This window comes from Isoptericola sp. NPDC057559, from assembly GCF_042801555.1.
Classification (GTDB): domain Bacteria; phylum Actinomycetota; class Actinomycetes; order Actinomycetales; family Cellulomonadaceae; genus Isoptericola.
Genome location: NZ_JBHVFQ010000014.1, coordinates 70,850 through 94,488, shown reverse-complemented (window position 1 = coordinate 94,488; position 23,639 = coordinate 70,850). Strand labels below are relative to the sequence as shown.

Annotated in this window: 17 protein-coding genes; 9 read left to right on the top strand and 8 right to left on the bottom strand. The window is 75.1% G+C overall.

Annotation, left to right across the window (positions count from 1 at the left end):
• Nucleotides 1–50 precede the first annotated feature (50 nt).
• A complete protein-coding gene (locus ACFU5J_RS14320; protein WP_430579153.1) occupies nucleotides 51–3,830 on the top strand; it encodes a TM0106 family RecB-like putative nuclease in 3,780 nt (1,259 codons plus the stop codon).
• 71 nt (nucleotides 3,831–3,901) lie between these two features.
• Here the strand turns inward: ACFU5J_RS14320 and ACFU5J_RS14315 are convergent, their stop codons facing one another.
• Nucleotides 3,902–4,621, bottom strand: a complete 720-nt coding sequence (locus ACFU5J_RS14315; protein ID WP_430579152.1) for a hypothetical protein — start codon at nucleotides 4,619–4,621, stop codon at nucleotides 3,902–3,904.
• Nucleotides 4,622–4,867: 246 nt separating this feature from the next.
• Nucleotides 4,868–5,071 (bottom strand): cold-shock protein, encoded by a 204-nt coding sequence (locus tag ACFU5J_RS14310; protein ID WP_430573824.1) that lies wholly within the window; start codon nucleotides 5,069–5,071, stop codon nucleotides 4,868–4,870.
• 268 nt (nucleotides 5,072–5,339) lie between these two features.
• Here ACFU5J_RS14310 and ACFU5J_RS14305 point away from each other — a divergent pair, with 268 nt between their 5' ends.
• Together ACFU5J_RS14305 and ACFU5J_RS14300 are read left to right on the top strand one after the other, a co-directional pair.
• A complete protein-coding gene (locus tag ACFU5J_RS14305) occupies nucleotides 5,340–6,194 on the top strand; it encodes an aldo/keto reductase (RefSeq protein WP_430579151.1) in 855 nt (284 codons plus the stop codon).
• A 240-nt stretch (nucleotides 6,195–6,434) separates the two neighbouring features.
• Nucleotides 6,435–7,727 carry an ABC transporter substrate-binding protein gene (locus ACFU5J_RS14300; RefSeq protein ID WP_430579150.1) on the top strand — a complete coding sequence of 431 codons (1,293 nt, stop codon included), beginning with the start codon at nucleotides 6,435–6,437 and terminating at the stop codon, nucleotides 7,725–7,727.
• A gap of 151 nt (nucleotides 7,728–7,878) precedes the next feature.
• Here ACFU5J_RS14300 and ACFU5J_RS14295 read toward each other — a convergent pair whose 3' ends face one another.
• The gene (locus ACFU5J_RS14295; protein ID WP_430579149.1) at nucleotides 7,879–8,976 is read right to left on the bottom strand and encodes a pectin acetylesterase-family hydrolase; all 1,098 of its coding nucleotides are present in this window, start codon (nucleotides 8,974–8,976) and stop codon (nucleotides 7,879–7,881) included.
• Nucleotides 8,977–9,090: 114 nt separating this feature from the next.
• On the opposite strand from ACFU5J_RS14295, the gene ACFU5J_RS14290 reads away from it, so the two are divergent.
• Both ACFU5J_RS14290 and ACFU5J_RS14285 read left to right on the top strand, forming a co-directional pair.
• Nucleotides 9,091–10,380, top strand: a complete 1,290-nt coding sequence (locus tag ACFU5J_RS14290; RefSeq protein WP_430579148.1) for a sensor histidine kinase — start codon at nucleotides 9,091–9,093, stop codon at nucleotides 10,378–10,380.
• Nucleotides 10,377–11,039 (top strand): response regulator, encoded by a 663-nt coding sequence (locus ACFU5J_RS14285; RefSeq protein ID WP_430579147.1) that lies wholly within the window; start codon nucleotides 10,377–10,379, stop codon nucleotides 11,037–11,039. Before ACFU5J_RS14290 ends, ACFU5J_RS14285 begins: the two co-directional genes overlap by 4 nt.
• A gap of 22 nt (nucleotides 11,040–11,061) precedes the next feature.
• On the opposite strand, the gene ACFU5J_RS14280 is transcribed toward ACFU5J_RS14285, so the two are convergent.
• Genes ACFU5J_RS14280 through ACFU5J_RS14265 form a run of 4 tightly spaced genes read right to left on the bottom strand, consistent with a single transcriptional unit; the run spans nucleotide 11,062 to nucleotide 15,328 of the window.
• Nucleotides 11,062–11,841 carry an ABC transporter ATP-binding protein gene (locus tag ACFU5J_RS14280; RefSeq protein WP_430573831.1) on the bottom strand — a complete coding sequence of 260 codons (780 nt, stop codon included), beginning with the start codon at nucleotides 11,839–11,841 and terminating at the stop codon, nucleotides 11,062–11,064.
• On the bottom strand, nucleotides 11,838–12,836 hold the full coding sequence (locus ACFU5J_RS14275; protein WP_430573832.1) for an ABC transporter ATP-binding protein: 999 nt from the start codon (nucleotides 12,834–12,836) through the stop codon (nucleotides 11,838–11,840). The genes ACFU5J_RS14280 and ACFU5J_RS14275 overlap by 4 nt, the downstream gene beginning before the upstream one ends.
• 1 nt (nucleotide 12,837) lies before the next feature.
• Nucleotides 12,838–13,839 carry a branched-chain amino acid ABC transporter permease gene (locus ACFU5J_RS14270; RefSeq protein WP_430573833.1) on the bottom strand — a complete coding sequence of 334 codons (1,002 nt, stop codon included), beginning with the start codon at nucleotides 13,837–13,839 and terminating at the stop codon, nucleotides 12,838–12,840.
• A 13-nt stretch (nucleotides 13,840–13,852) separates the two neighbouring features.
• Nucleotides 13,853–15,328, bottom strand: a complete 1,476-nt coding sequence (locus tag ACFU5J_RS14265; protein ID WP_430573834.1) for a branched-chain amino acid ABC transporter permease — start codon at nucleotides 15,326–15,328, stop codon at nucleotides 13,853–13,855.
• Nucleotides 15,329–15,553: 225 nt separating this feature from the next.
• Between ACFU5J_RS14265 and ACFU5J_RS14260 the strand changes: the two genes are divergently transcribed.
• From ACFU5J_RS14260 to ACFU5J_RS14245, 4 genes are all read left to right on the top strand, one after another.
• The gene (locus tag ACFU5J_RS14260) at nucleotides 15,554–17,851 is read left to right on the top strand and encodes a S9 family peptidase (protein WP_430579146.1); all 2,298 of its coding nucleotides are present in this window, start codon (nucleotides 15,554–15,556) and stop codon (nucleotides 17,849–17,851) included.
• 163 nt (nucleotides 17,852–18,014) lie between these two features.
• On the top strand, nucleotides 18,015–19,037 hold the full coding sequence (locus ACFU5J_RS14255) for a 3-oxoacyl-ACP synthase III (RefSeq protein WP_430579145.1): 1,023 nt from the start codon (nucleotides 18,015–18,017) through the stop codon (nucleotides 19,035–19,037).
• The gene (locus ACFU5J_RS14250; protein ID WP_430579144.1) at nucleotides 19,034–21,694 is read left to right on the top strand and encodes an alpha/beta fold hydrolase; all 2,661 of its coding nucleotides are present in this window, start codon (nucleotides 19,034–19,036) and stop codon (nucleotides 21,692–21,694) included. The genes ACFU5J_RS14255 and ACFU5J_RS14250 overlap by 4 nt, the downstream gene beginning before the upstream one ends.
• A complete protein-coding gene (locus ACFU5J_RS14245) occupies nucleotides 21,691–22,734 on the top strand; it encodes an NAD-dependent epimerase/dehydratase family protein (RefSeq protein ID WP_430579143.1) in 1,044 nt (347 codons plus the stop codon). The genes ACFU5J_RS14250 and ACFU5J_RS14245 overlap by 4 nt, the downstream gene beginning before the upstream one ends.
• Here ACFU5J_RS14245 and ACFU5J_RS14240 read toward each other — a convergent pair.
• On the bottom strand, nucleotides 22,714–23,637 hold the full coding sequence (locus ACFU5J_RS14240) for a hypothetical protein (protein ID WP_430573839.1): 924 nt from the start codon (nucleotides 23,635–23,637) through the stop codon (nucleotides 22,714–22,716). The genes ACFU5J_RS14245 and ACFU5J_RS14240 overlap by 21 nt on opposite strands.
• Between the last annotated feature and the right edge of the window lie 2 nt (nucleotides 23,638–23,639).

Genomic DNA, 23,639 nt, shown 5'->3' with positions numbered 1-23,639 from the left:
GCATGCAAGGCAGCGAGGGGGCTGTCGGTCGCCGCTGGTAGACCGGGGGCATGTTCCTCCTCGACCCGGCCCCCACCGCCGGCGCACCCACGCCGGCACCGACGGTGGTGCACTCCGCGAGCGACCTGGTCGTGGCCGCGGGGTGCGAGTTCCGGCTGCTGCGCCGCCTCGACGAGCTGCTCGGCCGAGCTCCGCGGCGCGAGCGCGAGGCCGACGCGATGCTCGCGCGCACCGCAGCCCTGGGCGACGCGCACGAGCGCCGCGTGCTGGACGAGTACGTCGCGCGCTACGGCCGGGCCCGCCCGGGCGTCGCGGGCGGCGTCGTCGAAGTCGAGCCCCCGGCGCGGCTCACCCGGGACGCGCTCGAGGCCGCGCACGGCGCCACGCTGGCCGCCGTCGAGGCGGGGGCCGACGTCGTCGCGCAGGCGTCGTTCTTCGACGGCGAGTTCCACGGCCGGGCCGACTTCCTGCTGCGCGACCCGCTCGGCGACCCCAACGTCGGCCCGGGGCGCCCGGGCGGGCACGCGGGGGCGCCGCTGCCGCGCTACGCCGTGCTCGACACCAAGCTCGCGCGGCGGGCCAAGGTGACCGCGCTGCTGCAGCTCGCCGCCTACGCCGACCAGCTCGCCGCGGCGCACGTCGACCCGACCGATGCCGTGCACCTCGTGCTCGGCACCCGCGTCACCACCACCCACCGCCTCGCCGAGCTGCTCCCGGTCCTCCAGCAGCGGCGTGCCCGGCTGCGCGACGTCGTCGCCGCGCACCGCGCCGACGACGGCCCGCTCGCGTGGGGCGACGAGCGCTTCACCGCGTGCGGGCGGTGCGAGGCGTGCGCCGAGCAGGTCGCCGCGCACCGCGACGTGCTGCTCGTCGGCGGTGTCTACGAGTCCCAGCGCGCGCGGCTGGTCGCGGGCGGCATCACGACGATCGACGCGCTGGCCGCGGCCGAGGAGGCGCCGGTCGGCATGCCGGCCCGCAGCTTCGAGCGCGTGCGCGACCAGGCGCGGCTCCAGCTGGGCACGGGGGAGCCCGGCGCCGGGGAGTGGGACGGCGAGGTGGCCTACGACGACCACGGCACCCCGGCCGTGATCCGCTGGCAGCTGCCCGACACGTCCGCCGTCCGGCGGCTGCCGGAGCCCAGCCCGGGCGACGTCTTCTTCGACTTCGAGGGCGACCCGCTGTGGTCGGACCCGCAGGGCGAGCAGTGGGGGCAGCAGACCGGGATCGACTACCTCTTCGGACTGGTGGAGCGCCCCGGCGCCGAGGGGGAGGCCCCGCCGTTCCGCGCGTTCTGGGCCCACGACCTCGCGCAGGAGCGGCGGGCCCTGGTCGACTTCGTCGACTACCTCACGGAGCGGCGGCGGACCTACCCGGACCTGCACGTCTACCACTACGCGTCGTACGAGCGCGTGCACCTGCTGAGCATCGCGGCCCGCCACGGCGTGTACGAGGAGGAGGTGGACCAGCTGCTGCGCGACGGCGTGCTGGTGGACCTCTACGCTGTCGTGCGGTCGTCGCTGCGGATCTCGGACCGGTCCAAGTCGATCAAGAAGCTCGAGCCGCTGTACATGGGGGACGAACTGCGCTCGGGCGACGTGACCACCGCCGCCGCGTCCGTCGTCGCGTACGCCGAGTACACCGGACTGCGCGACGCCGGGCGCACCGCCGAGGCGGACGAGCTGCTGCGCGGCATCGCCGACTACAACCGCTACGACTGCGTCTCCACGCTCAGGCTGTTCGAGTGGCTCCGGGGCGCGGCCGACGTCGTCGACGCGCGGGCCGCGGCGGCCGGGGACCGCCAGGTGGTCGCCCACGACGCGACCACGCCCGCCGTCGCGCCCGCCGCCGACGCCGCGGGGCCCCGGGGGAGCGCCCCGGAGGAGACGGCGCGCCAGGCCGCGTCCCGCGAGGCGCGGGAGCGGCGGCTCGCCCTCGAGGCCGAGGTCCGCGAGCGGGTCGGGGAGGACCGCGGCGCGCGGGACGACGAGGCCGAGGCGCTCGCCATGGTCGGGGCGTCGCTCGGGTACTGGCGCCGCGAGAGCAAGCCGTTCTGGCACGAGCACTTCTCCCGCCTCGAGCTGCCCGCCGACGAGTGGCAGGGCCGGCGGAACACGTTTCACGTGGAACGGGCGACGGTGGTCCGGGACTGGGCGGTCGACGACGGGCGTCGCGCGCCGGCGCGCGTGCTGGAGCTGGCCGGCCGTCTCTCCGAGGGGTCGGAGCTCGGCGTCGGGGCCACGCCGTTCCTGCTCTACGACGCGCCCGCCCCGGACGGGGTGACCGTCCCGGCGAACGCCGTGCGCGGCTACCACGGGAACGCGCTGATCCTCGACGCGGTGCGCCGCGCGACGGACGCGGGCGAGCGCGACGTCCTGGTGGTGCGCGAGCAGCTGCGCGTGGGCGCCGAGACCTTCGACGCGCTGCCGATGGCGCTCACGCCGTCAAGCGGCCCTCGCGCCGACCCGCAGGAGCAGGCGCTCGAGGACGTGGCGCGCCGCGCCCTGGCCGGCTGGGACGCCGACCGCGCGCTGCCCGACGGCCCCGGCTCCGACCTGCTGCGCCGCCGCCCGCCGCGCCTGGCCGGCGGAGGGCCGCTGCCCGACGTCGCGGGCGGCGACTTCACCGCGGCCGTGCTCGCTGCGACGCGCGACCTCGACCGCTCCTACCTGGCCGTGCAGGGCCCGCCCGGCACCGGCAAGACGCACGTGGGCTCGCACGTGATCGCCGCGCTCGTCGCCGAGGGGTGGCGCGTGGGGGTCGTGGCGCAGTCCCACGCCGCCGTGGAGAACATGCTGCGCGCGGTCGTGGAGAAGGCCGGGGTGCCCGCCCACCGGGTCGCCAAGAAGCGACAGGCGGACGGCGGGTCCCCCACGGCGGTGTGCGCCGAGCTGTCCGGGGACGAGCTCGCCGCGTTCGGGGCGCGGGGCGCGTGCGTCGTCGGGGGCACGGCCTGGGACTTCGCCCACCCGGAGCGCTGGCCCGACGAGAGCCTGGACCTGCTGGTGGTCGACGAGGCCGGGCAGTTCTCCGTCGCCGCGACCCTGGCGGTGGCGCGGTCGGCCCGGCGGCTCCTGCTGCTGGGCGACCCGCAGCAGCTGCCGCAGGTCAGCCGCGGCCAGCACCCGGAGCCCGTGGACCGCTCGGCGCTCGGCTGGCTCGCCGACGGCCGTGACGTGCTGCCCGCCGGGCTCGGCTACTTCCTGGAGCGGTCGTGGCGGATGCACCCCGCCCTCAGCGAGGCCGTCTCCCAGCTCGCGTACGAGGGCCGGCTCGGCGCCCACCCCACCGCCGCGGCCCGTGGGCTCGACGGCGTCGCCCCCGGGGTGCACCACGTCGAGGTCGAGCACACCGGGCGCGGGGTCGTCTCGCCCGAGGAGGCGCAGGAGGTGGTGCGGCAGGCGGCCGACGTCGTCGGCCGGGCCTGGACGCCCGGCCCGGACCGGCCCGAGCGGCCGCTCGAGGTGCGCGACGTCGTCGTGCTCGCCGCCTACAACGCCCAGGTGTGGGCGGTGCAGCGCGCGCTCGACGACGCCGGGCTCGCCGGGGTGCGCGTGGGTACCGTCGACCGCTTCCAGGGCACCGAGGCGCCCGTCGCGATCGTCACCCTCGCCGCGTCGTCGGCGCACGACGTGCCCCGCGGCACCGGGTTCCTGCTCTCCCGGCACCGGATCAACGTGGCCGTCTCCCGCGCGCAGTGGTGCGCGATCGTCGTCCGGTCTCCCGAGCTGACGGACTACCTCCCGCACACCCCCGAGGGGCTCGGCCGCCTCGGCGCGTTCCTCGGGCTGTGCGAGCGCGCCGTCCCCGCGCCCGCCCCGGCAGCCCGCTGACGGCCGGGCGGGCAGACGACAGGGCCCGCCGGGACCGAACGGTCCCGGCGGGCCCTTGCCGTCGGTACAGGTCAGAACCCGCCGAAGTCTCCGCCGCCGAAGTCGCCCCCGCCGAAGTCGCCCCCGAAGTCGCCGAAGCCGCCTCCGGTGTCGCCGCCGCCGGTGTCGGCGCCCGCGGCCTCCGTGTACCCGGCGTCACCACCCGCGTCACCGCCCGCGTCGCCAGAGTCGCCACCGGTGTCGCCGCCCTCGGCCCCGGCGTCGCCGGCGAAGTCCTGCGACGGGTCGCCGAAGGTCGGGCCGAAGAGCGCGCTCGCCACGGCCGAGCCGATGACGACGCCCGCGACGGTGCCGAGCAGGCTCGAGCCGACCATCGACCCGAAGCTCGGACCGCGCGCGCCGTACCCGCCCTGGCCGCGGAACGACTGCTCCAGGGTGCCGGGCCGGCGCATCTCGGCGCGGGTGGCCATGCGGGCCAGGGACTGCGGGTCGTCGGAGGTCGCACGTTCCGCCGGGGGCAGGCCGGACCCGAGGTCCTGCAGCACGCGCTGCCGCTGTTCCGGCGTCAGGCGGGCGAAGGCCTCGGCGTGCGCCTGCTCGACGGCGTCCGGCGGCGCGGTGCGCAGCAGGTAGCGGTACCGCTCCACGGCCACCTCGTCGGGGTCGCGGTGCGCCGCGGGCACGCGTCCCCCGGGCCGCCCGGCGGGCTGCTGGTCGGGGTGCGGGGCGTACCCGTGCTTGCCGGGCGACTCGCCGGCACGGGAGGCCCCGTAGTCGGGGCGCCCGGGCACGCCGTGGTACGAGCGCTCGTCGTGGGTTCTGCCGAGAAGTCGGTCGAGGAGTCCCATACGGGGTGAACGCCCGTCGCGAGGGTGCCGTTCCCGCGGGGCGGGAATTCGCCCGACGTCGTGCCGCGGGTGGGCGCCGCGGGCCGCTGCGGGGGACCGAGCCCGGGAACGGCGACGGCCCGCACCCCGACGAACGGGATGCGGGCCGTGCGACTCACGCGGCCGGCGTCAGCCGGCCGGGCGGTGAGATCAGACCGGGCGGACGTTCTCCGCCTGCGGGCCCTTCGGGCCCTGCGTCACGTCGAACTCGACGCGCTGCTCCTCGTCGAGGGAACGGTAGCCCTGCGACTGGATCGCGGAGAAGTGGACGAACACGTCGGCCGAGCCGTCCTCGGGGGCGATGAAGCCGTAGCCCTTCTCGCTGTTGAACCACTTCACGGTTCCGGTGGCCATGCTTACTCCTTCAAGAGGTGTCGACGACCTCGACCGTCGAGATCGCGCATCACGGTGAATCGTCGTCAACTCTTGAAACCAAGGTCCGCCGGGCGAGAGCGTCAGTCCTGACGACGCGACCGCCGTGGCGCGGACGGAGACCGTCCGGATCGAGCGAGGCACTGCAACGGGCACAACGGTACGCGAGCGCGAGCACGGGCACCAGTGTTCCCGCACAGGTGGTCCACAGGGTGGGCGTGCCGGTGGACAGGGCCGATAGAAAGGAGTCATGACCACCTCTTCCGTCCCCTCTCTGTCCCTGCGCGGCGGCGTCGAGATCCCCCAGCTCGGCCTCGGCGTCTTCCAGGTGCCCGACGACGGCACCCAGGCCAACGTCGAGCAGGCGCTCGAGCTCGGCTACCGCCACGTCGACACCGCCGCGGGCTACTACAACGAGGCCGGCGTGGGCGCCGCGCTGCGCGCGTCCGGACTGCCGCGCGAGGACGTGTTCGTCACCACCAAGCTCCGCAACGGCGACCAGGGGTACGAGCGGGCGCTGCGCGCGTTCGAGGACTCGCGCCGAGCCCTCGGCGTCGACCGGGTGGACCTCTACCTCGTCCACTGGCCGGTGCCGAGCGCCGACCTGTACGTCGAGACGTGGCGCGCGTTCGAGAAGCTGCTCGCGGACGGCGCCGTGCGTGCCATCGGGGTCTCGAACTTCCTGGTGGAGCACCTGGACCGGCTCGTCGCCGAGACCGACGTGGTGCCCGCGGTGAACCAGATCGAGGTGCACCCCACGTTCCAGCAGGCGGCGCTGCAGCAGCACTGCCGGGACCTCGGGATCGCCGTCGAGGCGTACTCGCCGCTCGGCCGCGGCGCCGACCTGGACGCCCCCGCGGTCGTCGCGGCGGCCACGGAGCTGGGGGTCACGCCGGCGCAGGTCGTGCTGCGCTGGGCGGTGCAGCAGGGTCGCGTCGTCATCCCCAAGTCGCTGTCCGCGGAGCGGCAGGCCACCAACCTGGACGTCTTCTCCTTCGAGCTGTCGCCTGCGCAGGTCGCGTCGATCGACGCGCTGGAGGCGGGCGTGGCGGGGCGCACGGGTGCCGACCCGGCGACCGCCGCGTTCACGCAGATGCGCGACTGACGGATCCGCGAGCCGCGGTATTCCGCGCGACGGCGGCCGGCCCGGTGGGTGCACCGGGCCGGCCGCCGTCGGCGTTCCCGGGACCGTTCGCCGGGGCGAGTGTGACGCACATAACAGGTTCGTCACGATCTGCGGGGAGTGACGCGCACGACACGTCCGGGACATACAGTCTCGCTACGTTCAGCGGCACTGAATGCGGTGTTGAGCCGCGAATGTCCCACCTCCAAAAGGGGATACAGCATGATCCGACGAACCACGGTCGCCAAGGGCTTCGCCCTCGCGGCAGTCCTCAGCCTGGGCCTCACGGCGTGCGGCTCCTCCGACGGAGGTAGCGGCGACAGCACCGACGGCGGCGGAGGCGGCTCGGCCGAGCCGCTGAAGATCGGGACGATCCTTCCGGTCACCGGCACGCTCGCCTTCCTCGGCCCGCCCGAGATCGCCGGCGTCGGCCTCGCCATCCAGGACATCAACAAGGCCGGCGGAGTCCTCGGCAACGACGTGAAGGTCGAGTGGGGCGACTCGGGCGACAGCACCGACCTCTCGGTGGCCAAGAGCACCGCCACGGACCTGATCAGCAAGGGCGTGTCCGTCGCGATCGGCGCGGCGTCCTCGGCCGTCACGTTGGGCGTGGTCGACCAGTTCGAGGAGGCCGGGGTCATGGAGATCTCGCCCGCGAACACGGCCAAGGACCTCTCCGGGTACGGCGACTTCTTCGCCCGCACGGCCCCGCCGGACACGGTGCAGGGCGCGGCCCACGGCTCGCTCATCCTCGACGACGGCCACTGCAAGGTCGGCTTCCTCGTCCAGAACGAGGCGTACGGCACCGGCCTGCGGGACGTCATCGAGGACACGCTCAAGAAGGACGGCTGCGAGGCGGTCTACGGCGGCAAGGGTGCCGGCAACGAGTTCGCCCCGGGTGAGACCAACTTCGGCGCCCAGGTGACCGCGCTGCTCGCGCAGAAGCCCGACGCCATCTCGATCGTCGCGTTCGAGGAGACCGTCGCCATCGTCAACGAGCTCGTGGCGCAGGGCTGGGACTTCAAGGGCGACACGTACTTCGTCGACGGCAACCTCTCCAACTACGGCGACAAGTTCGACAAGGGCACCCTCGACGGGGTCCAGGGCACGCTGCCCGGCGCGCAGGCCGACGACGCCTTCCGCGAGCAGCTCAACACCTGGTACGCGGACAACGAGAACGGCAAGCTCGAGGACTATTCGTACTCGGCCGAGTCGTACGACGCCACGGTCCTCGCCGCCCTCGCGGCGGTGAAGGGCGAGGCCACGGACGGCGAGACGATCTCGAAGAACATCCGCGCGGTGTCCGGGGCCGACGGCGGCACGGAGGTCACGTCCTTCGCCGACGGCGTGAAGGCGCTCGAGGCCGGCGAGGACATCCACTACGTCGGCAAGTCCGGCATCGGGCCGCTCAACGAGTCGAACGACCCGACGTCCGCCTTCATCGGCATCTACAAGTACGGCGCCGACAACACGTACACCTACCAGAAGCAGATCGAGGGCAAGATCGAGGAGTAGTCACCTCCATCGAGCCGTGACGACGGCCCGGCCGCTCCCCGTGAGCGGCCGGGCCGTCGTCGTGCCGCCCGGATCTGGCATCGAGCGTGCTGAATTGATCCTCAAACCAGGAGCTCGAGGATCAATTCAGCACGCTCGATGCGGCCGGGGGCTACGGGGCGGCGGAGCAGTCCGCGCACCGGACGTCGGCGGGCGGGTCGTCCCCGACGAGGTCGGCGATCCAGTCGACGAGGCGGACGCCGTCGACCTCGGTCGTGTAGAACGCGTCGAACTCGAAGATCCCGTGCCCCGCGCCCGGCGCGGTGTAGCTGTGCACGGGCACCCCGGCGGCCTCGATCCGCTCCTCGTTGGCGTCGATCTGGGCGAGGAGGTCGGGCGGGTCCCCGGGGATCCAGCGGGCCACCTCGGAGGACGCGTGGGGGTCGTAGGCGTAGTCGAACCGGCCCAGCACGAGATCGGGGTCGTGACGGCCGGCCTGGACCCAGAACGCCGGGGGACCCCAGTCGCGGGCGGCGAGCCCGTCGACCGCCCAGTCGGGCGCGGCGTCGTAGGCGCCCCACCGGGCGTCGAGCACGCCCTCGTCGAGGTCCGGGTGGTCGGGCCAGGCGCCGGACTGGGCGCCGAGGACGGTCACCCTCGCGTCGGGCAGGAGGTCGGCGACGAGCCCCCCGTAGACCGGCGCCGCCACCGAACCCGCGGTCTTCCCGATGACGACGACGTCCGTGGCGTCCGGGTACGTCGCGGCGAGGTGGTCGAGCGCGGCCCGGCCGTTGACCGCGCCGCGGTGCTCGACGGTCAGGCCGGGCGCGTACTCCTGGGTGGCGTCGCCCAGGTGCGCGTCGCCGGTGCAGGAGCTGACGTAGACGAAGGACCAGTCGCGGAACGGGTTGTCCCTGCGGGTGACGTCGAACATCCCCGTGCGGTTCTCCGGCTCGGTGCCCCGGATGTTCCAGTCGTAGACGCCGCTGTCGCCGTGCTCGCCGGTGAGCGCGCAGGTGGCCGCGTCCCAGCAGACGCCGCCCCCGTTGAGGAAGAGCACGACCCGCTTCGTGTCGGCGCGTCGTTCCCAGAAGTGGAACGGGCTGCCGTCGGCGCACCGGCAGTCGGCGGGCGCCGCGACGGTGTCCCACTCGAGGCCGGGCGTCGGCGTGCAGGCGCCCAGCGCGGACGCGAGGGCGACGAGGAGGAGGGCGGTCGTCGTCGACCTGCGGTGCCGGGGGAGGCCGCCACGGCGGCGGGCGGGAGTCATGGGTCCAGGCTGGCCGGCGGTCGGCCCGCCGCGCACCCGCCCCAGGTAGGGTCCGCACCCCCGACGTGCGACGGGTGTCCGGCGGATGGGCCCGGGCCTACTGTGAGGAGCGCCATGAACACTCCCGCACCGGCCCGCCGGGGCGCCCTGCGCAGCCCGTGGCTCCAGGACGCCGGCCTCGCTGCGCTGCTGCTGGCCGGCACGGTCGCCGTGGCGGGCTCCGCGGGCGGCGTGGCGCCGGGGCGCGCGGTCGCGGGAGGGGTGGCGACCGCCCTCGGCGTGGCGGCCGTGGCCGTGCGGCGCCGGTGGCCCGTGCCGGCCGTCGGTGCGGCCCTCGTCGGGGCCGTGGTGCGGATGGCGCTGGGCGCCGGGCCCACCCCCGCCGAGCTCGCCGTGCTCGTCACCCTGTACACGGTCGCGGCGCGCCGGCCGCGGCGGACATCGCTGGTCGTGCTGGGGGCGGCGCTGGCCCTGGTGACCGCCTGGACCCTGGTCGTGGCCGCCGACGGCGGAGGCCGGCTTCTCGGCGGCCCGTTCGGCACCGGCGGGGAGACCGTCGGCGAGACGCCGGGGGGCGCCGCGACCGGGCCGGGCTCCTGGGGCGGGATCCTCGTCCTGGGTCCGCTGCTGGCGGGGTCGTGGGCGCTGGGGTGGGGCGTGCGGTCGCGCCGCGCCTACCTCGGCGAGCTCGAGGCACGGGCGCGTGACCTGGAGCGCGAGCGCGACCAGCAGGCGGCCCTCGCCGTCGCGGCCGAGCGCGCTCGCCTCACGCGCGAGATGCACGACGTGGTCGCGCACGGCCTCGCCGTCATCGTCACGCAGGCGCAGGGCGGGGCGGCGGCGTTCGAGCGACGTCCTGCCGACACCCTGGCCGCCCTGGACGCCATCGTCGCGACCGGCCGCGAGTCGCTGGCCGACATGCGGCAGGCGCTGGCGCCGGGCGACGGGCCGGACGACCGGCCGGGCGACGCCCCACGTCCGGAACCCGGCCTCGCGGAGCTGGCCGGCCTCGTCGACCGCGTGCGCCGGGCGGGCACGCCCGTCGCCCTGCACGTCGACGGCGTACCGCACCCCCTGGCGGCGACGGTGGACGCCGCGGCGTACCGCATCCTCCAGGAGTCGCTGACGAACACGATGCGGCACGCGGGGCCCGGCGCCGCGGCCCAGGTGCTCGTCTCGTACGGTGACGGCGCCCTGACCCTCCAGGTGAGCGACGACGGGACGGGCCGGGCCACCATGCACGACGGCGGCGACGGCGGGCACGGGCTGCGGGGCATGCGGGAGCGCGCCGCCCTGGTGCGGGGCGAGGTGACCGCCGGGCCGGGCCCGGGCGGGGGCTATGTCGTGCACGCCCGGCTGCCGCTCGCGCCCGCCGTGCCCCGTGAGCGGGAGGCGGCGCCGTGACCCGGGTGCTCGTCGCGGACGACCAGGCCCTGATCCGGACCGGCCTGCGGATGATCCTGGAGAACGCGGACGACATGGAGGTCGTCGGGGAGGCGGACGACGGCGCCGCCGCGGCCGACCTGGCCGCCGACACCCGCCCCGACGTCGTGCTGATGGACGTCCGGATGCCCGGCGTCGACGGGCTGGAGGGCACCCGGCGCATCTGCGCCGCGCAGCCGGACGGCCCGCGCGTCCTCGTCCTCACGACGTTCGACCTCGACGAGTACGTGTACGCGGCGCTGCGGGCCGGCGCAGGAGGCTTCCTGCTCAAGGACGCGCTCGCCGCCGACCTGCTGTCGGCGATCCGCGCCGTGGCCCGGGGCGACGCGATCGTGGCGCCGCCGATCACGCGGCGGCTGATCGAGCGGCACATCGGCACGTCGGGCGACCCGCTCCCGCGCACGACGGCGGAGCTCGACCTCCTCACCGCGCGCGAGCGCGAGGTGCTGGGGCTGGTGGCCCGTGGGCTGTCCAACGCGGAGATCGCCGCCCGCCTCTTCGTCACCGAGGCCACGGTGAAGGGACACGTCAGCGCCGTCCTGGCGAAGCTCGGGCTGCGCGACCGGGTGCAGGCGGTGATCTTCTCCTACGAGTGCGGGCTGGTCCGCGCGGGCACGTGAGGCCCGCGCGGACCCGCTGTCCCTACTCGGTGTCCTCCTCCGCGAGGGAGCCGAGGTAGAGGGAGATGACCTTCGGGTCGGACTGCAGCTCCCGCCCGGTGCCGGTGTACGCGTCCTTGCCCTGGTCGAGGACGTAGCCGCGGTCGCAGATCTGCAGGCAGCGGCGGGCGTTCTGCTCGACCATGATCACGGACACGCCGGCCTTGTTGATCATGCGGGTGCGCAGGAAGGTCTCGTCCTGGCGGACGGGGGACAGGCCGGCGGACGGCTCGTCGAGCAGCAGCACGGACGGGTTCATCATGAGGGCCCGCGCCATGGCGACCATCTGCCGCTCGCCGCCGGACATGGCGCCGGCCCGCTGGGTGCGGCGCTCGTGCAGCACGGGGAAGAGGTCGCGGATGAACGACCACCGCTCGTCGAACACCTTGGGCCGCAGGTAGACGCCCATGCGCATGTTCTCCTCGACGGACAGCGAGGGGAACACGTTGTTCGTCTGCGGCACGAATCCGACGCCGCGGGCCACGAGGGCGTTCGCCTTCATGCCCGTGATGTCGTCGCCCTCGAGCGTCACCGTGCCGGAATGGATCTTCACCAGCCCGAAGAGCGCCTTGAGGAGCGTGGACTTGCCCGCGCCGTTGGGGCCGATGATGCCGACCAGCTCGCCCTTGCCCACCTCGATCGAGCAGCCGTCGAGGATGTGGACGCCGGGGATGTAGCCGGCGACGAGGTTGTCGGCCCGCAGCAGCAGCTCCTTGCCCTCGGGGACGCCGCCGCGCGCGTTCTCGGTCAGGGTGTCGGTCATCGCTTCTCCTCCTCGGCCTCGAGACGGGCCAGGATCTCGGGGTCGAGCAGGGAGTCGTCCCCGAGGTCGGTGTCGTGGTGGGCGCCGAGGTACGCGTCGACGACGGCCTGGTCCTGCATCACCGTCTTCGGCGGGCCCTCGGCCACGATCCGGCCCTCGGCCATCACGACGACCCAGTCGGAGATGTGCCGCACGGCGTGCATGTCGTGCTCGACGAACAGCACGGTCATGCCCTCGTCGCGCAGCGCCTGCACGTGCCCGAGCAGCGACTGCACGAGGGCCGGGTTCACACCGGCCATCGGCTCGTCGAGCATGATCATCGTCGGGTCGGTCATGAGGGCGCGAGCCATCTCGAGCAGCTTGCGCTGCCCGCCCGAGAGCGACCCGGCGAAGTCGTCCGCCTTCGCGTCGAGCTTGAAGCGGGCGAGGATCTCCATCGCCTTCTCGGAGGCGGCCTTCTCGTGCGCCTGCCAGGTGAACGGGAGCCACGACAGCCAGAACCGCTCGCCCGGGTTCTTCGGGGCGGCGAGCAGCATGTTCTGCAGCACGGTGAGACGCGACAGCGCCTTGGTGAGCTGGAACGTGCGCACCATGCCCGCCTTGGCGACGCGGGCGCCGCTCTTGCCGGCGATCGAGTTCCCCTCGAAGCTCCAGCGCCCGCTCTGCGGGGTGTCGAAGCCGGTGAGGAGGTTGAAGAACGTCGTCTTGCCGGCGCCGTTCGGGCCGATCAGCGCGGTGATGGCGCCGCGCTGCACCTCGAGGTGCTCGACGTCGACCGCCGTCATGCCGCCGAACCGGCGCACGACGTCGTCGGCCACGAGGATGGCGTCCGGCTTGGGCGCCCCGACGACGGCCTCGACGTGCGCGAGGTCGTCGCGGGCCTCCGCCGCGACGGCGGAGGTGGGGGCGACGGCGGCCGCCGCGGCGGCGTCGACGACGGACTCGGGCTCGGGGGAGGTGCCGGCGCCCTGGCCGGCCGAGGTCTCTTCGGACATGTCAGCGGACATTGAAGGCCAGCTCCTTCTTGTTCCCGAGGATGCCCTGCGGCCGGAAGATCACGAGGAGCATCAGCGTGATACCGACCAGCATGCCGCCGATCTGCTCCACGTTGGTGGTGCTGATGATCTCGCCCACCCCGGTGTTCTCGGACAGGGCGCGCATCCCGGTGCGCATGAACATGTAGGCGCCGAAGAAGATCATCGCGCCGAGGACCGGCCCGAAGACGGTGGCGGCGCCACCGAGCAGCAGCACGGTCCACACGAAGAACGTCATCGTGCGGCCCATGGCGTCGGGCGCGATCGTGATCGGCAGCACGTAGATCACGCCGCCGAGGGCGCCGAGCATGCCGCCCAGCACCAGCGACTGCAGCTTGTACGAGTACACGTTCTTGCCGAGCGCCCGCACGGCGTCCTCGTCCTCGCGGATGCCCTTGAGGACGCGGCCCCACGGGCTGCGGGTGACGAGCCACACGAACAGCAGGGCCAGGGCGACGACGCCCCACGCGAAGATCCGCGTCCACCAGGAGTCGGACCCGGTGTTGATGTACTCGATGGGTCCGAGGGCGGTGCGGCCGTCGGGCAGGGGCGACAGGTCCTGGAAGGTGCCCTTGTAGTTGCGGCCCTGCAGGCCGGAGGCGCCGCCGGTCCACTCCTGCAGCCACGTCGACCGCCCGATCCAGCGGATGATCTCCGCCGCGGAGATGGTGACGATGGCCAGGTAGTCACCGCGCAGCTGCAGCGTCGGGATGCCGAGGATCAGCGCGAACAGCAGCCCGGCGGCCAGCGCGACCACCAGCGCGAGGAAGAACGGTGCGCCGGCGATGGTCGCGATGCCGAAGCCGTACGCGCCGAGCAGCATGAAGCCGGCCTGGCCCATGTTGAGCAGCCCGGTGTACCCGAAGTGCAGGTTGAGGCCGATCGCCGCGATGGCGTACGCCGCCGTCGTGGGGGCGATGAGCTCGGCGAGCGACTGGGTGAGGATTCTGAGGAACTCGTCCATGGTCGGTCTCCCTTCAGCCGATCCGCTCGCGGCGGCCGAGGATGCCCTGCGGCCTGATCAGGAGCACGAGGATGAGGATCACGAGCGCCGACGCGTACCGCAGGTCGCTCTGGATCACGAGGTTGGACAGCTCGACGACGAGGCCGATGAGGATCGACCCGACGAGGGCGCCGAACGCGGTGCCGAGCCCGCCGAGGGTCACCGCGGCGAACATCAGCAGCAGGAGCTGCACGCCGACCTGCCAGTTGAACGACCCGAACGAGATGCCCCACATGAGGCCCGCCAGCGCCGCGAACGCGGTGGCGAGGATCCACACGATGCGGACCACCTTGTCGGGGTCGATGCCGGTCGCCGAGGCGAGCGCCGGGTTGTCCGACACGGCGCGGGTGGCCCGCCCGAGACGGGTGCGCGTGAGGAACAGCGCGAAGCCGATCAGGCAGACGAGCGCGACCGCCATCGAGATCCACGACGTGGTGCTCAGCGTGATCCCGAGGAGGGTCAGCGGCCGCGGGTTGGCCGACAGGATGCGCTCGGACCCGCCGCCGATGAGGAGCTGGATGACGTACTGCAGGGTGATCGACAGACCGATCGACACGATCATCAGCTGCATCACGGGGGTGCCGCGGCGGCGTAGCGGCCGCCAGATCGCGGCGTCCTGCGCGAGACCGGTGAGGGCGCACAGCACGATGGTCAGCGCGCCGCCGAGCCAGATCGACATGCCCCACTGGTTGATGGCGATGAAGCCGAGCGCCGCGCCGAGGGCGAACTGCTCGCCGTGGGCGAAGTTCGACAGCCCGGTGGTGCCGAAGATGAGGTTCAGGCCGATGGAGGCGAGGGCGAGCAGCAGGCCGAAGCGGATGCCGGAGCCGAACTGCTGCCACACCTGGCCCCAGGTCAGGTCGCCCTCGGAGGCGTCGCCCTCCGGCGCGGTGCTCACGCCGTCGCCGTCGGTGGTGGTGGTGCCGTCCTCGGCGGGGGCGCTCGTGGAGGCGTCGGCCGACGGGCTGGCGTCGCTCTCGGCCGCTCCCCCGAGGAGGAAGGCCGCGCGGCCCGTGCCGCCGGTCTGGGCGACGACCTCCGTCGTCGTCTCCGCGGGCGGTGCCTGGCCGGCGGGGAGCGAGGACGGGTCGAGGGTGACCGTGTACCGGCCGACCTCCTCGACGGCGATCGAGATCCGGTCCGTGGTGGTGGTGATCGTCTCGTCGAACCCGCCCGGCCCGGTGATGGTGAGCTTTGCGTCCGCGACGGGGTCGCCCGCCTCGTCGACCACCCGGACGGCGATACAGGCCGTCGTGTCGTCGGGCTTGCAGTCGGTGGCGATGTCCGTGGCTGTGCTGGTGGTGCCGGCGGCTGTGGTGTGTGCCGCGCTCTGTGTCCCTGGACTCGCCTGCGCTGGTGGTAGGGCGAGCGCCAAGGGCGCGAGGGCGATCGCGAGTGCAGCCGCGGTGCGGCGCAGCACGATCCCCCTGGTCGGTCGGTCCGTCGTCATCGGCCGGGTCCTCCGTAGGTCGGTGTCGTTCCCCGGGCGAGCCCGGGGTACCACCCGCTCGCCCCGTCGATGCAGGGACACTAAAGGCCCCATGTATCCGCGGGGTTTCGCGAGCGTGCCGTGAGTGTAGCGACGAAAATGTGACCCACCTGACAGATCCAGGTCACAGTCCTGCATCACGCGGGTGGATCCTGGCCCGGCCCCGGTGGCACCTAGGCTGGCCGCGTGCCCGACGACCTGACGCCCGCCGCCGAACCCATCCCCACCTCGGGAGACGCCGCCCCGGCGGCCCCGGCCCCCACCTCGGACGACGCGCCCGTCGAGACCCCGGCGGACGCCCCGGCCGAGGCGCCCGTCGCGGAGCGCCGCCCGACGGTCCGCTCGCACCACGGCGACGACGTCGTCGACGACTACGAGTGGCTGCGCGACAAGGACTCGCCCGAGGTGCTGGCCCACCTGGCCGCGGAGAACGCGTGGACGCAGGCGCAGCTCGCGCACCTGGCGCCGCTGCGGCAGGACGTGTTCGACGAGATCAAGGCGCGCACGCTCGAGGCGGACCTGTCCGTCCCCGTCCGCATGGGCGGCTCCTGGTACTACACCCGCACCGAGGAGGGTCGGCAGTACCCGATCCACGCCCGCGTGCCGGCCGCGGGCGAGTGGGCGCCGCCGCGGATCGAGCCGGGCACGGTCCCGGCGGGCGAGCAGGTGCTGCTGGACCAGAACGCCGCGGCCGACGGCCACGACTTCTTCTCCCTCGGCTCGTTCGACGTCTCGGAGGACGGCGCCCGCCTCGCGTACGCCGTCGACACCACCGGCGACGAGCGGTTCGCGCTGCGCGTGCGCGACCTGACGACGGGCGAGGACCTGCCCGACGTCGTCGAGGACACGTTCCCTGGCGCGGTGCTCACCCCGGACGGCCGGTACGTCTTCTACCCGACGGTCGACGACGCGTGGCGGCCGTACCGGGTGTGGCGGCACGAGGTCGGGACCCCGGCGGCCGACGACGTGCTCGTGCTCGAGGAGCCCGACGAGCGGTACTGGGTGGGCGTGGGCCTGACCCGGTCGCGCCGCTACCTCGTGGTCGAGCTGGGCTCGAAGACGACCAGCGAGGCGCGCGTCCTGGAGGCGGACGACCCGACGGGCGACCTCCGCACGGTCTGGGAGCGCCGCGACGGCGTCGAGTACACGGTGGAGCACGCCGTGCTGCCGACGGGCGCGGACGACGCCGGCACGGGCGGGCGCGACGCGCTGCTCGTCCTGCACAACGACGGCGCGGAGAACTTCGCGCTCGTGACCACCGACATCCCCGCGCCGGGCGCCGGCCCCCTCGACCCCGCGGCGGCGCGCGTCGTGGTGCCGCACGACCCGGACGTGCGGCTCGACGGCGTGGACGCGTTCGCCCACCACGTGGTGCTGAGCCTGCGGCGGGAGGCGCTGCCGCGCGTCGCCGTCGTCGACCTCGCCGACACCGCCCGCGCCACGCCGGACCAGCCGTGGACGGCGCGGGAGATCGACGTCGACGAGGCGCTGTTCTCCGTGGCGCTCGACGCGAACCCCACCTGGGAGCAGCCGCTGCTGCGGGTGCAGCACACGTCGTTCGTCACGCCCGCCACGGTGCTGGACGTGGACCTCGCCACCGGCGAGCGGCACGTGCGCAAGCGGCAGCCCGTGCTGGGCGGCTACGACCCGGCCGACTACGTGCAGCGCCGCGAGTGGGCCACGGCCGAGGACGGCACGCGGGTGCCGATCAGCCTGGTGTGGCGCAAGGACGCGGTGACGCTCGACGGGTCCGGCACCCGCGCGGAGCCCGCGCCGCTGCTGCTCTACGGGTACGGCGCGTACGAGACGAGCATCGACCCCTACTTCTCCGTGCCGCGCCTGAGCCTGCTGGACCGCGGCGTCGTGTTCGCCGTGGCCCACGTGCGCGGCGGCGGCGAGCTGGGCCGGCACTGGTACGACGACGGCAAGCTGGAGCACAAGGCGCACACGTTCTCCGACTTCGTCGCGTGCGGCCGCCACCTCGTGGAGTCCGGCTGGACGGCGCCGGAGCGCATGGTGGCCGACGGCGCCAGCGCGGGCGGGCTGACCGTGGGCGCGGCGCTCAACCTGGCGCCCGGCCTGTTCGCCGGCGTGCTCGCCGGGGTGCCGTTCGTCGACGCGCTCACCTCCATGCTCGACCCGGCGCTGCCGCTCACCGTCGTCGAGTGGGACGAGTGGGGCGACCCCCTGCACGACGCGGAGGTGTACGCCCGCATGAAGGCCTACACCCCGTACGAGAACGTGCCCGACGACGCGTCCGCCTACCCGCGGGTGCTGGCCACCACGTCGCTGCACGACACCCGCGTGCTGTACGTGGAGCCCGCCAAGTGGGTGGCGCGGCTGCGGGCCGCCGGCGCGCCCGCGCTGCTGAAGATCGAGATGTCCGCCGGTCACGGCGGCGTGTCCGGCCGGTACGCCCGCTGGGAGGAGATCGCGTTCGAGCACGCCTGGACGCTCGACGTGCTCGGCGCCGCGCGGCGGTGACCCGGCGGGGGTGAGATCCGGCGTGGCCGATCCCACACGGCGTCGCTGGAACGGCGGGCGCGTCCCGGACGTCGTACCGTCGCGGGGCCGGGGTCGTGTGGGCCCCGGTCTCGTCGTCGTGGAGCCGGCACCGTGCACGCACGTCCGGTCGTCTGGAGCTCGTGTGTCAGGGAACGCCACCACCAGGTTCGCCAACGTCTCGCTGCTGGCCGTGACCAGCCGCCTGCCCTCCGGCGTCCGGACCTCAGCGGAGGTCCAGGGGCGGCTCGCCCCGGCGCTGCGGAGGCTGCGGCTGCCCACCACGCTGCTGCAACGCGTGGCCGGGGTGCGCGAGCGGCGCGCGTGGGCCGCGGGCGAGGACGTGGACGACGCGACCGTCGCCGCGGGCCACGAGGCGCTGCGCGTGGCGGGCGTCGAGCCCGCCGACGTGGGCCTGCTGATCAACACCTCCGTGACCCGCCGGCACCTCGAGCCGTCCGTCGCGGTGCGGCTGCACCACGGGCTCGGGCTGCCGTCGTCTGCGGTGAACTTCGACGTCGCGAACGCGTGCCTCGGCTTCATCAACGGGATGAGCCTCGCGGCCGGGATGATCGACTCCGGCCAGGTCCGCTACGCCGTCGTCGTGGACGGCGAGGACGCCGACATCATCCACGACCGCACCATCGAGCGGCTGCTGCGCGAGGACCGCAGCCGCGACGACTTCATGCAGGAGTTCGCGTCGCTCACGCTCGGCTCGGGCTCCGCCGCCGCCGTGCTCGGCCGCGCGGACGAGCACCCCGAGGGGCACCGCGTGGTGGGCGGCGTGACGCGCGCCGCGACCCGGTTCCACGACCTGTGCGTGGGCAGCACCGAGGGCATGTTCACCGACGCGAAGGCCCTGCTCGACGGCGGCCTGGAGCTCGTCGTCGACGCGTGGAAGGACGCCGTCGCCGACTGGGACTGGTCGGGGATGGACCGGTACGTCACGCACCAGGTGTCGCGCGTGCACACCGACGCGATCGTCGAGGCCGTCGGCCTGGACCGCACCAAGGTGCCCACCACGTACGAGCGGCTGGGGAACGTGGGGCCGGCGTCCGTGCCGATCACGCTCGTGGAGCAGCAGGACACGCTCGCCGCGGGGGACCGCGTGCTGCTCATGGGCGTGGGCTCGGGCATCAACACCGCGATGCTCGAGCTCGCCTGGTGACGGGCGTCGTGACCCACCCCGTGCCCACCCTGCGCCCCGCCGACACCGTCCCGCCGGGCCTGCCCGGCCTCGACCCCCGGTACAGCCACGTGCTGACCGACGCGCGCGGCGGGTCGTGGCACTACCTCGACAACGGGCCGGAGCTCGCCGCGCGCGGCGTCGAGCCCGTCGGCACGGTGCTCGCCGTGCACGGCAACCCCACCTGGTCGTACCTGTGGCGGCGGCTGGTGACGGACGCCGTGGCCGCAGCCCGCGCGGGCGCCCCGGCCTGGCGCGTCGTGGCCGTCGACCAGCTCGAGATGGGGCTGTCCGGGCGGACGGGCGAGCATCGCCCGCTGGCGCGCCGCGTCGCCGACCTCGGCGCGTTCACCGACGCGCTGGGCCTGACGGGGCCCGTCGTGACGCTCGGCCACGACTGGGGCGGCGTCGTCTCGCTGGGCTGGGCCGTGGACCACCCCGACCAGCTCGCGGGCGTCGCGCTCCTCAACACGGCGGTGCACCAGCCCGACGACGCGCCCGTGCCGGCGCCGCTGCGGCTCGCGCTCGCGGGTCCCGTGCACCGGCTCGGCACCCGCACCACGCGCGCCTTCCTCGAGACCACGCTGGCGCTGGCCCGACCGCGGCTCGCGGCCGACGTGGCGGCGGCGTACCGCCTGCCCTACCTCGCCGCCGGCGAGCGCGACGGCATCGAGGGCTTCGTCGCCGACATCCCGGTCGACGACGCGCACCCCAGCGCGCCCGAGCTGGCACGCATCTCGGCCGGCGTCGCGCGCCTCGCCGTGCCCGCCGTCATGCTCTGGGGCCCGCACGACCCGATCTTCTCCGACCGCTACCTGGACGACCTGGCGCGCCGGCTGCCGCACGCGCACGTGCACCGGTTCGCCGGTGCCGGCCACCTCGTCGCCGAGGACGCGGAGTGGACACCGCCCGTGCTGGAGTTCCTGTCGGGGGTGCTTCCGGAGGACGGGCGGCCCGAGCTTCCCGACCCCTCCGCCTCGTCCGACCCCTCCCCGTCGTTCGTGCCGCTGTGGGCGGGGCTGGACGCCCGGGCCGACGACCCGGGCCCGGCCGTGCTGGACATGACCACGGACGGCGCGGACGGCCGGCCGTTCACGGCGAGCTGGCGGGCGCTGGACCGGCAGGTGCGGCGCGTCGCCGCGGGCCTGCACGCGATCGGGGTGCGCCGGGGCGACCGGGTGTCGCTGCTGGTCGAGCCCGGCCCCACGCTGACCGCCCTGGTGTACGCGTGCCTGCGGATCGGCGCGGTGGTCGTGGTGGCCGACGCCGGGCTGGGTGTCCGCGGGCTGACGCGCGCGCAGCGGGGGGCGTGGCCGCGGTTCGTCGTGGCGCAGCGCAAGGGCCTGGCGGCCGCGCGGGCGCTGGGCTGGCCCGGGGTGCGGATCTCCGCCGAACCGCTCCCGGCCCCGGCGCGGCGCGCGCTCGGCGTGACGCACGAGCTCGTCGACGTCGCCCGCGCGGGCGAGGGCCGGGACCTGCCGCCCGAGCCCGGCCCGCACGACGAGGCCGCCGTGCTGTTCACCTCCGGCTCGACGGGCCCGGCCAAGGGCGTCGTCTACCGGCACGCCGAGCTGTCGGCCCTGCGCGACGCGCTCGCGGCGCACTTCGACGTCGGGCCCGGGACCGGCCTGGTCACCGGCTTCGCGCCCTTCGCGCTGCTCGGCCCCGCCCTGGGCACGCGGTCGGTGACGCCGCGCATGGACGTGTCCTCGCCGCGGACCCTCACGGCCCGCGCCGTCGCCGACGCCGTCCGGGCCTCCGACGCGCGCATCGTCTTCCTCTCCCCGGCCGCGATCCTCAACGTCGTGGCGACGGCGGACGCGCTGGACGACGACGACCGCGCCGCCCTCGGCCGCGTGCGCACGTTCCTGTCCACGGGGGCGCCGATCTCCGCCGCGCTGCTGGGCTCGGCCGCCGAGCTCATGCCCGCCGCGACCGCGCACACGCCGTACGGGATGACGGAGTGCCTGCTCGTCACCGACGTCACGCTCGACGGCATCCGGCAGGCCGCGGCGGCGCCCGACGACGGCGTCTGCGTGGGCCGGCCCGTCGGCGGCGGCGAGGTGCTGGTGAGCGCGCTCGACGCCGACGGCGCGGCGACCGGCGCGCCGTCCGCCGCGCCGGGCGTGCTCGGCGAGGTGCTGGTGCGCGCCGGCCACCTCAAGGAGCGCTACGACCGCCTGTGGCTCACGGACCTGGCCGCGGAGCGGGACACCCCGCCCGGGCGCTGGCACCGCACCGGCGACGTCGGGCACCTGGACGACCAGGGCCGGCTGTGGATCGAGGGCCGCCTGTCGCACGTGCTGCGCACCGCCGACGGCCCGCTCGCGCCGGTGGGCCCCGAGCAGCACGTGGAGCGCGTCCCCGAGGTGCGGCGCGCCGCCGTCGTCGGGGTCGGCCCGGCCGGGCTGCAGCAGCCCGTGGCGGTGGTCGAGACCGTGGAAGGCGTGCGGCGCCCCGCGCTCGCGCCCGAGGCGCTCGCGGCCGCCGTCCGCGCGGCGTCGCCCGTGCGGCTCGCGGCCGTGCTGGTGGTGCCGCGGATGCCCACCGACGTGCGGCACAACTCCAAGGTCGACCGCGCCCGCCTCGCCGCCTGGGCGGACGGCGTGCTCACCGGCGGCCGGTGGGGGGCGCCGTGACCGCCCGGCCGACCGTCCTCGTGACCGGCGCGTCGGGGCTGCTCGGCGGCGCGGTGGCCCGCGCGCTCGTGGCCCGCGGGGACGACGTGCGCACCCTGCAGCGGCGGCCGTCCGGCGTCCGGGGCGCGGCGGACGTGCTCGGCACCGTGACCGACCCGGACGTCGTCGCGCGCGCCGTCGACGGCGTCGGCGCCGTGGTGCACCTCGCCGCCAAGGTGTCGCTGGCCGGGGACCCCGCCGAGTTCCGCGAGGTGAACGTGGGCGGCACGCGGGCCCTGCTCGACGCCGCCGAGCGCGCGGGGGTGGCGCGGTTCGTCCAGGTGTCGTCCCCGTCCGTCGCCCACCTGGGGGCGTCGCTGGTGGGCGTGCCGGCCACGCCCGCGGACCCCGAGCGTGCCCGCGGCGAGTACGCGCGGACCAAGGCCGCGGCCGAGGTGCTCGCGCTGGGCCGGGACGGCGTCGGCGGCGGGCCCCGCGTGGTCGCCGTGCGCCCGCACATCGTGTGGGGGCCGGGGGACACGCAGCTCGTGGAGCGCGTCGTCGACCGCGCGCGCCACGGGCGGCTGCCGCTGCTCGGGCACGGCGCGGCGCTCATCGACACCCTCTACGTGGACAACGCCGCCGACGGCATCCTCGCCGCCCTCGACCGCCTCGACGACGCGCCCGACGTCGTGGGCGGCCGCGCCTACGTGCTGACCAACGGCGAGCCGCGCACCGTCGCGGACCTGCTCGCCGGCATCTGCCGCGCCGCGGGCGTCACGCCGCCCGCGTGGCGCGTGCCCGCCGGCCTGGCACGGTCCGCGGGCGGGCTCGTCGAGGCCCTGTGGCGCGTGCGCCCCGGCGCCGACGAGCCGCCGATGACGCGCTTCCTCGCCGAGCAGCTGTCCACCGCACACTGGTTCGACCAGCGCGCGACGCGCCGCGACCTGCGCTGGACGCCCGCCGTGGGCGTCGACGAGGGGATGGCGCGGCTGGCGGCCCACTACGGGGGGACGGCGCCCCCGGCGGCGTCGGCGAGGTCAGGGCCGCACGAGCCGTAGGGGCTGGGCGCCCGCGCGCACCGTCACGGTCTGCCCCCAGGTGGCGACCAGCCGGTCGTCCTCCATGCCGTCGCCGAAGACGACGAGCCGGTCGGAGGCGACGGTGAGCGCCACCTCGTCCCCGGGCTCCACCGTGCCCTCGGTGAGCGACGTGCCCGTGCCGGGCGACGGCCACGCCTCGCGCACGAACCAGCCGAGCCGGTCGTCCGTCCGGCCCGGTGCGGCGCGCCCGCCGCGGTCGTGCGCCAGCGACGCCCACCAGCCCGTGGCGCCGGTACCCGTCGCCACCAGCAGGCCCGACGACGACTGCCGCTCCGTGCCCGCCGCGCAGCGCAGCGCGTACCGCGCGCTCTGGTGCGACGGGTGGCCCACGAACACCTCGTTGAGCGCGGTGAGGCGCTGCCCGTCGTCGAGGTCCGCGCGCACCGTCGTGAGCGCGTCGACCGGCAGCAGGGCGGCGAGGTCCGGGGCGCCGGAGCGCGCCGGCGGCTCGCCGTCCAGGCCGCGGAGCAGGCGCGCGGCGGCCGCCACCGAGTGCCGCACCAGGACGCCCGCGTTGCTGCCGGGCTCGGGGTCGACGCCGAGCACCGGCTGGCCGTCCAGGTACTTCGCGACGTTCGCGACGAGGCCGTCCTGGCCGACCACCACGACGACGTCCTCCGGCGCGACCAGGAACCGCGACAGGTCGGCCCGCTCCACGTCCGCCCGCGCCCACCCGGCGGGCAGGGCCGCCACCACGGCGTCGCGGGCGGCCGCCAGCGTGTCGTGCCGCTCCTGCACCTCGGCGAGCGTGCGGCCCCGCGTGCGGAGGAAGAACTCCGCCTGGCCGCGGGTGCCGTGCCGGTCCAGCAGCTCGTCGAGCTCGGTGCGGCGGTGCACGACGACCGCCCGGCGGCGCAGCATCG

Bases quoted from the DNA above. Each gene is read 5' to 3' on its own strand.
- ACFU5J_RS14305 (WP_430579151.1), top strand. From the start codon at position 5,340: ATGACCACCTCTTCCGTCCCCTCTCTGTCCCTGCGCGGCGGCGTCGAG.
- ACFU5J_RS14295 (WP_430579149.1), bottom strand. From the start codon at position 8,976: ATGACTCCCGCCCGCCGCCGTGGCGGCCTCCCCCGGCACCGCAGGTCG.
- ACFU5J_RS14240 (WP_430573839.1), bottom strand. From the start codon at position 23,637: ATGCTGCGCCGCCGGGCGGTCGTCGTGCACCGCCGCACCGAGCTCGAC.
- ACFU5J_RS14275 (WP_430573832.1), bottom strand. From the start codon at position 12,836: ATGTCCGAAGAGACCTCGGCCGGCCAGGGCGCCGGCACCTCCCCCGAG.
- ACFU5J_RS14290 (WP_430579148.1), top strand. From the start codon at position 9,091: ATGAACACTCCCGCACCGGCCCGCCGGGGCGCCCTGCGCAGCCCGTGG.
- ACFU5J_RS14300 (WP_430579150.1), top strand. From the start codon at position 6,435: ATGATCCGACGAACCACGGTCGCCAAGGGCTTCGCCCTCGCGGCAGTC.
- ACFU5J_RS14265 (WP_430573834.1), bottom strand. From the start codon at position 15,328: ATGACGACGGACCGACCGACCAGGGGGATCGTGCTGCGCCGCACCGCG.
- ACFU5J_RS14280 (WP_430573831.1), bottom strand. From the start codon at position 11,841: ATGACCGACACCCTGACCGAGAACGCGCGCGGCGGCGTCCCCGAGGGC.
- ACFU5J_RS14270 (WP_430573833.1), bottom strand. From the start codon at position 13,839: ATGGACGAGTTCCTCAGAATCCTCACCCAGTCGCTCGCCGAGCTCATC.
- ACFU5J_RS14320 (WP_430579153.1), top strand. From the start codon at position 51: ATGTTCCTCCTCGACCCGGCCCCCACCGCCGGCGCACCCACGCCGGCA.
- ACFU5J_RS14310 (WP_430573824.1), bottom strand. From the start codon at position 5,071: ATGGCCACCGGAACCGTGAAGTGGTTCAACAGCGAGAAGGGCTACGGC.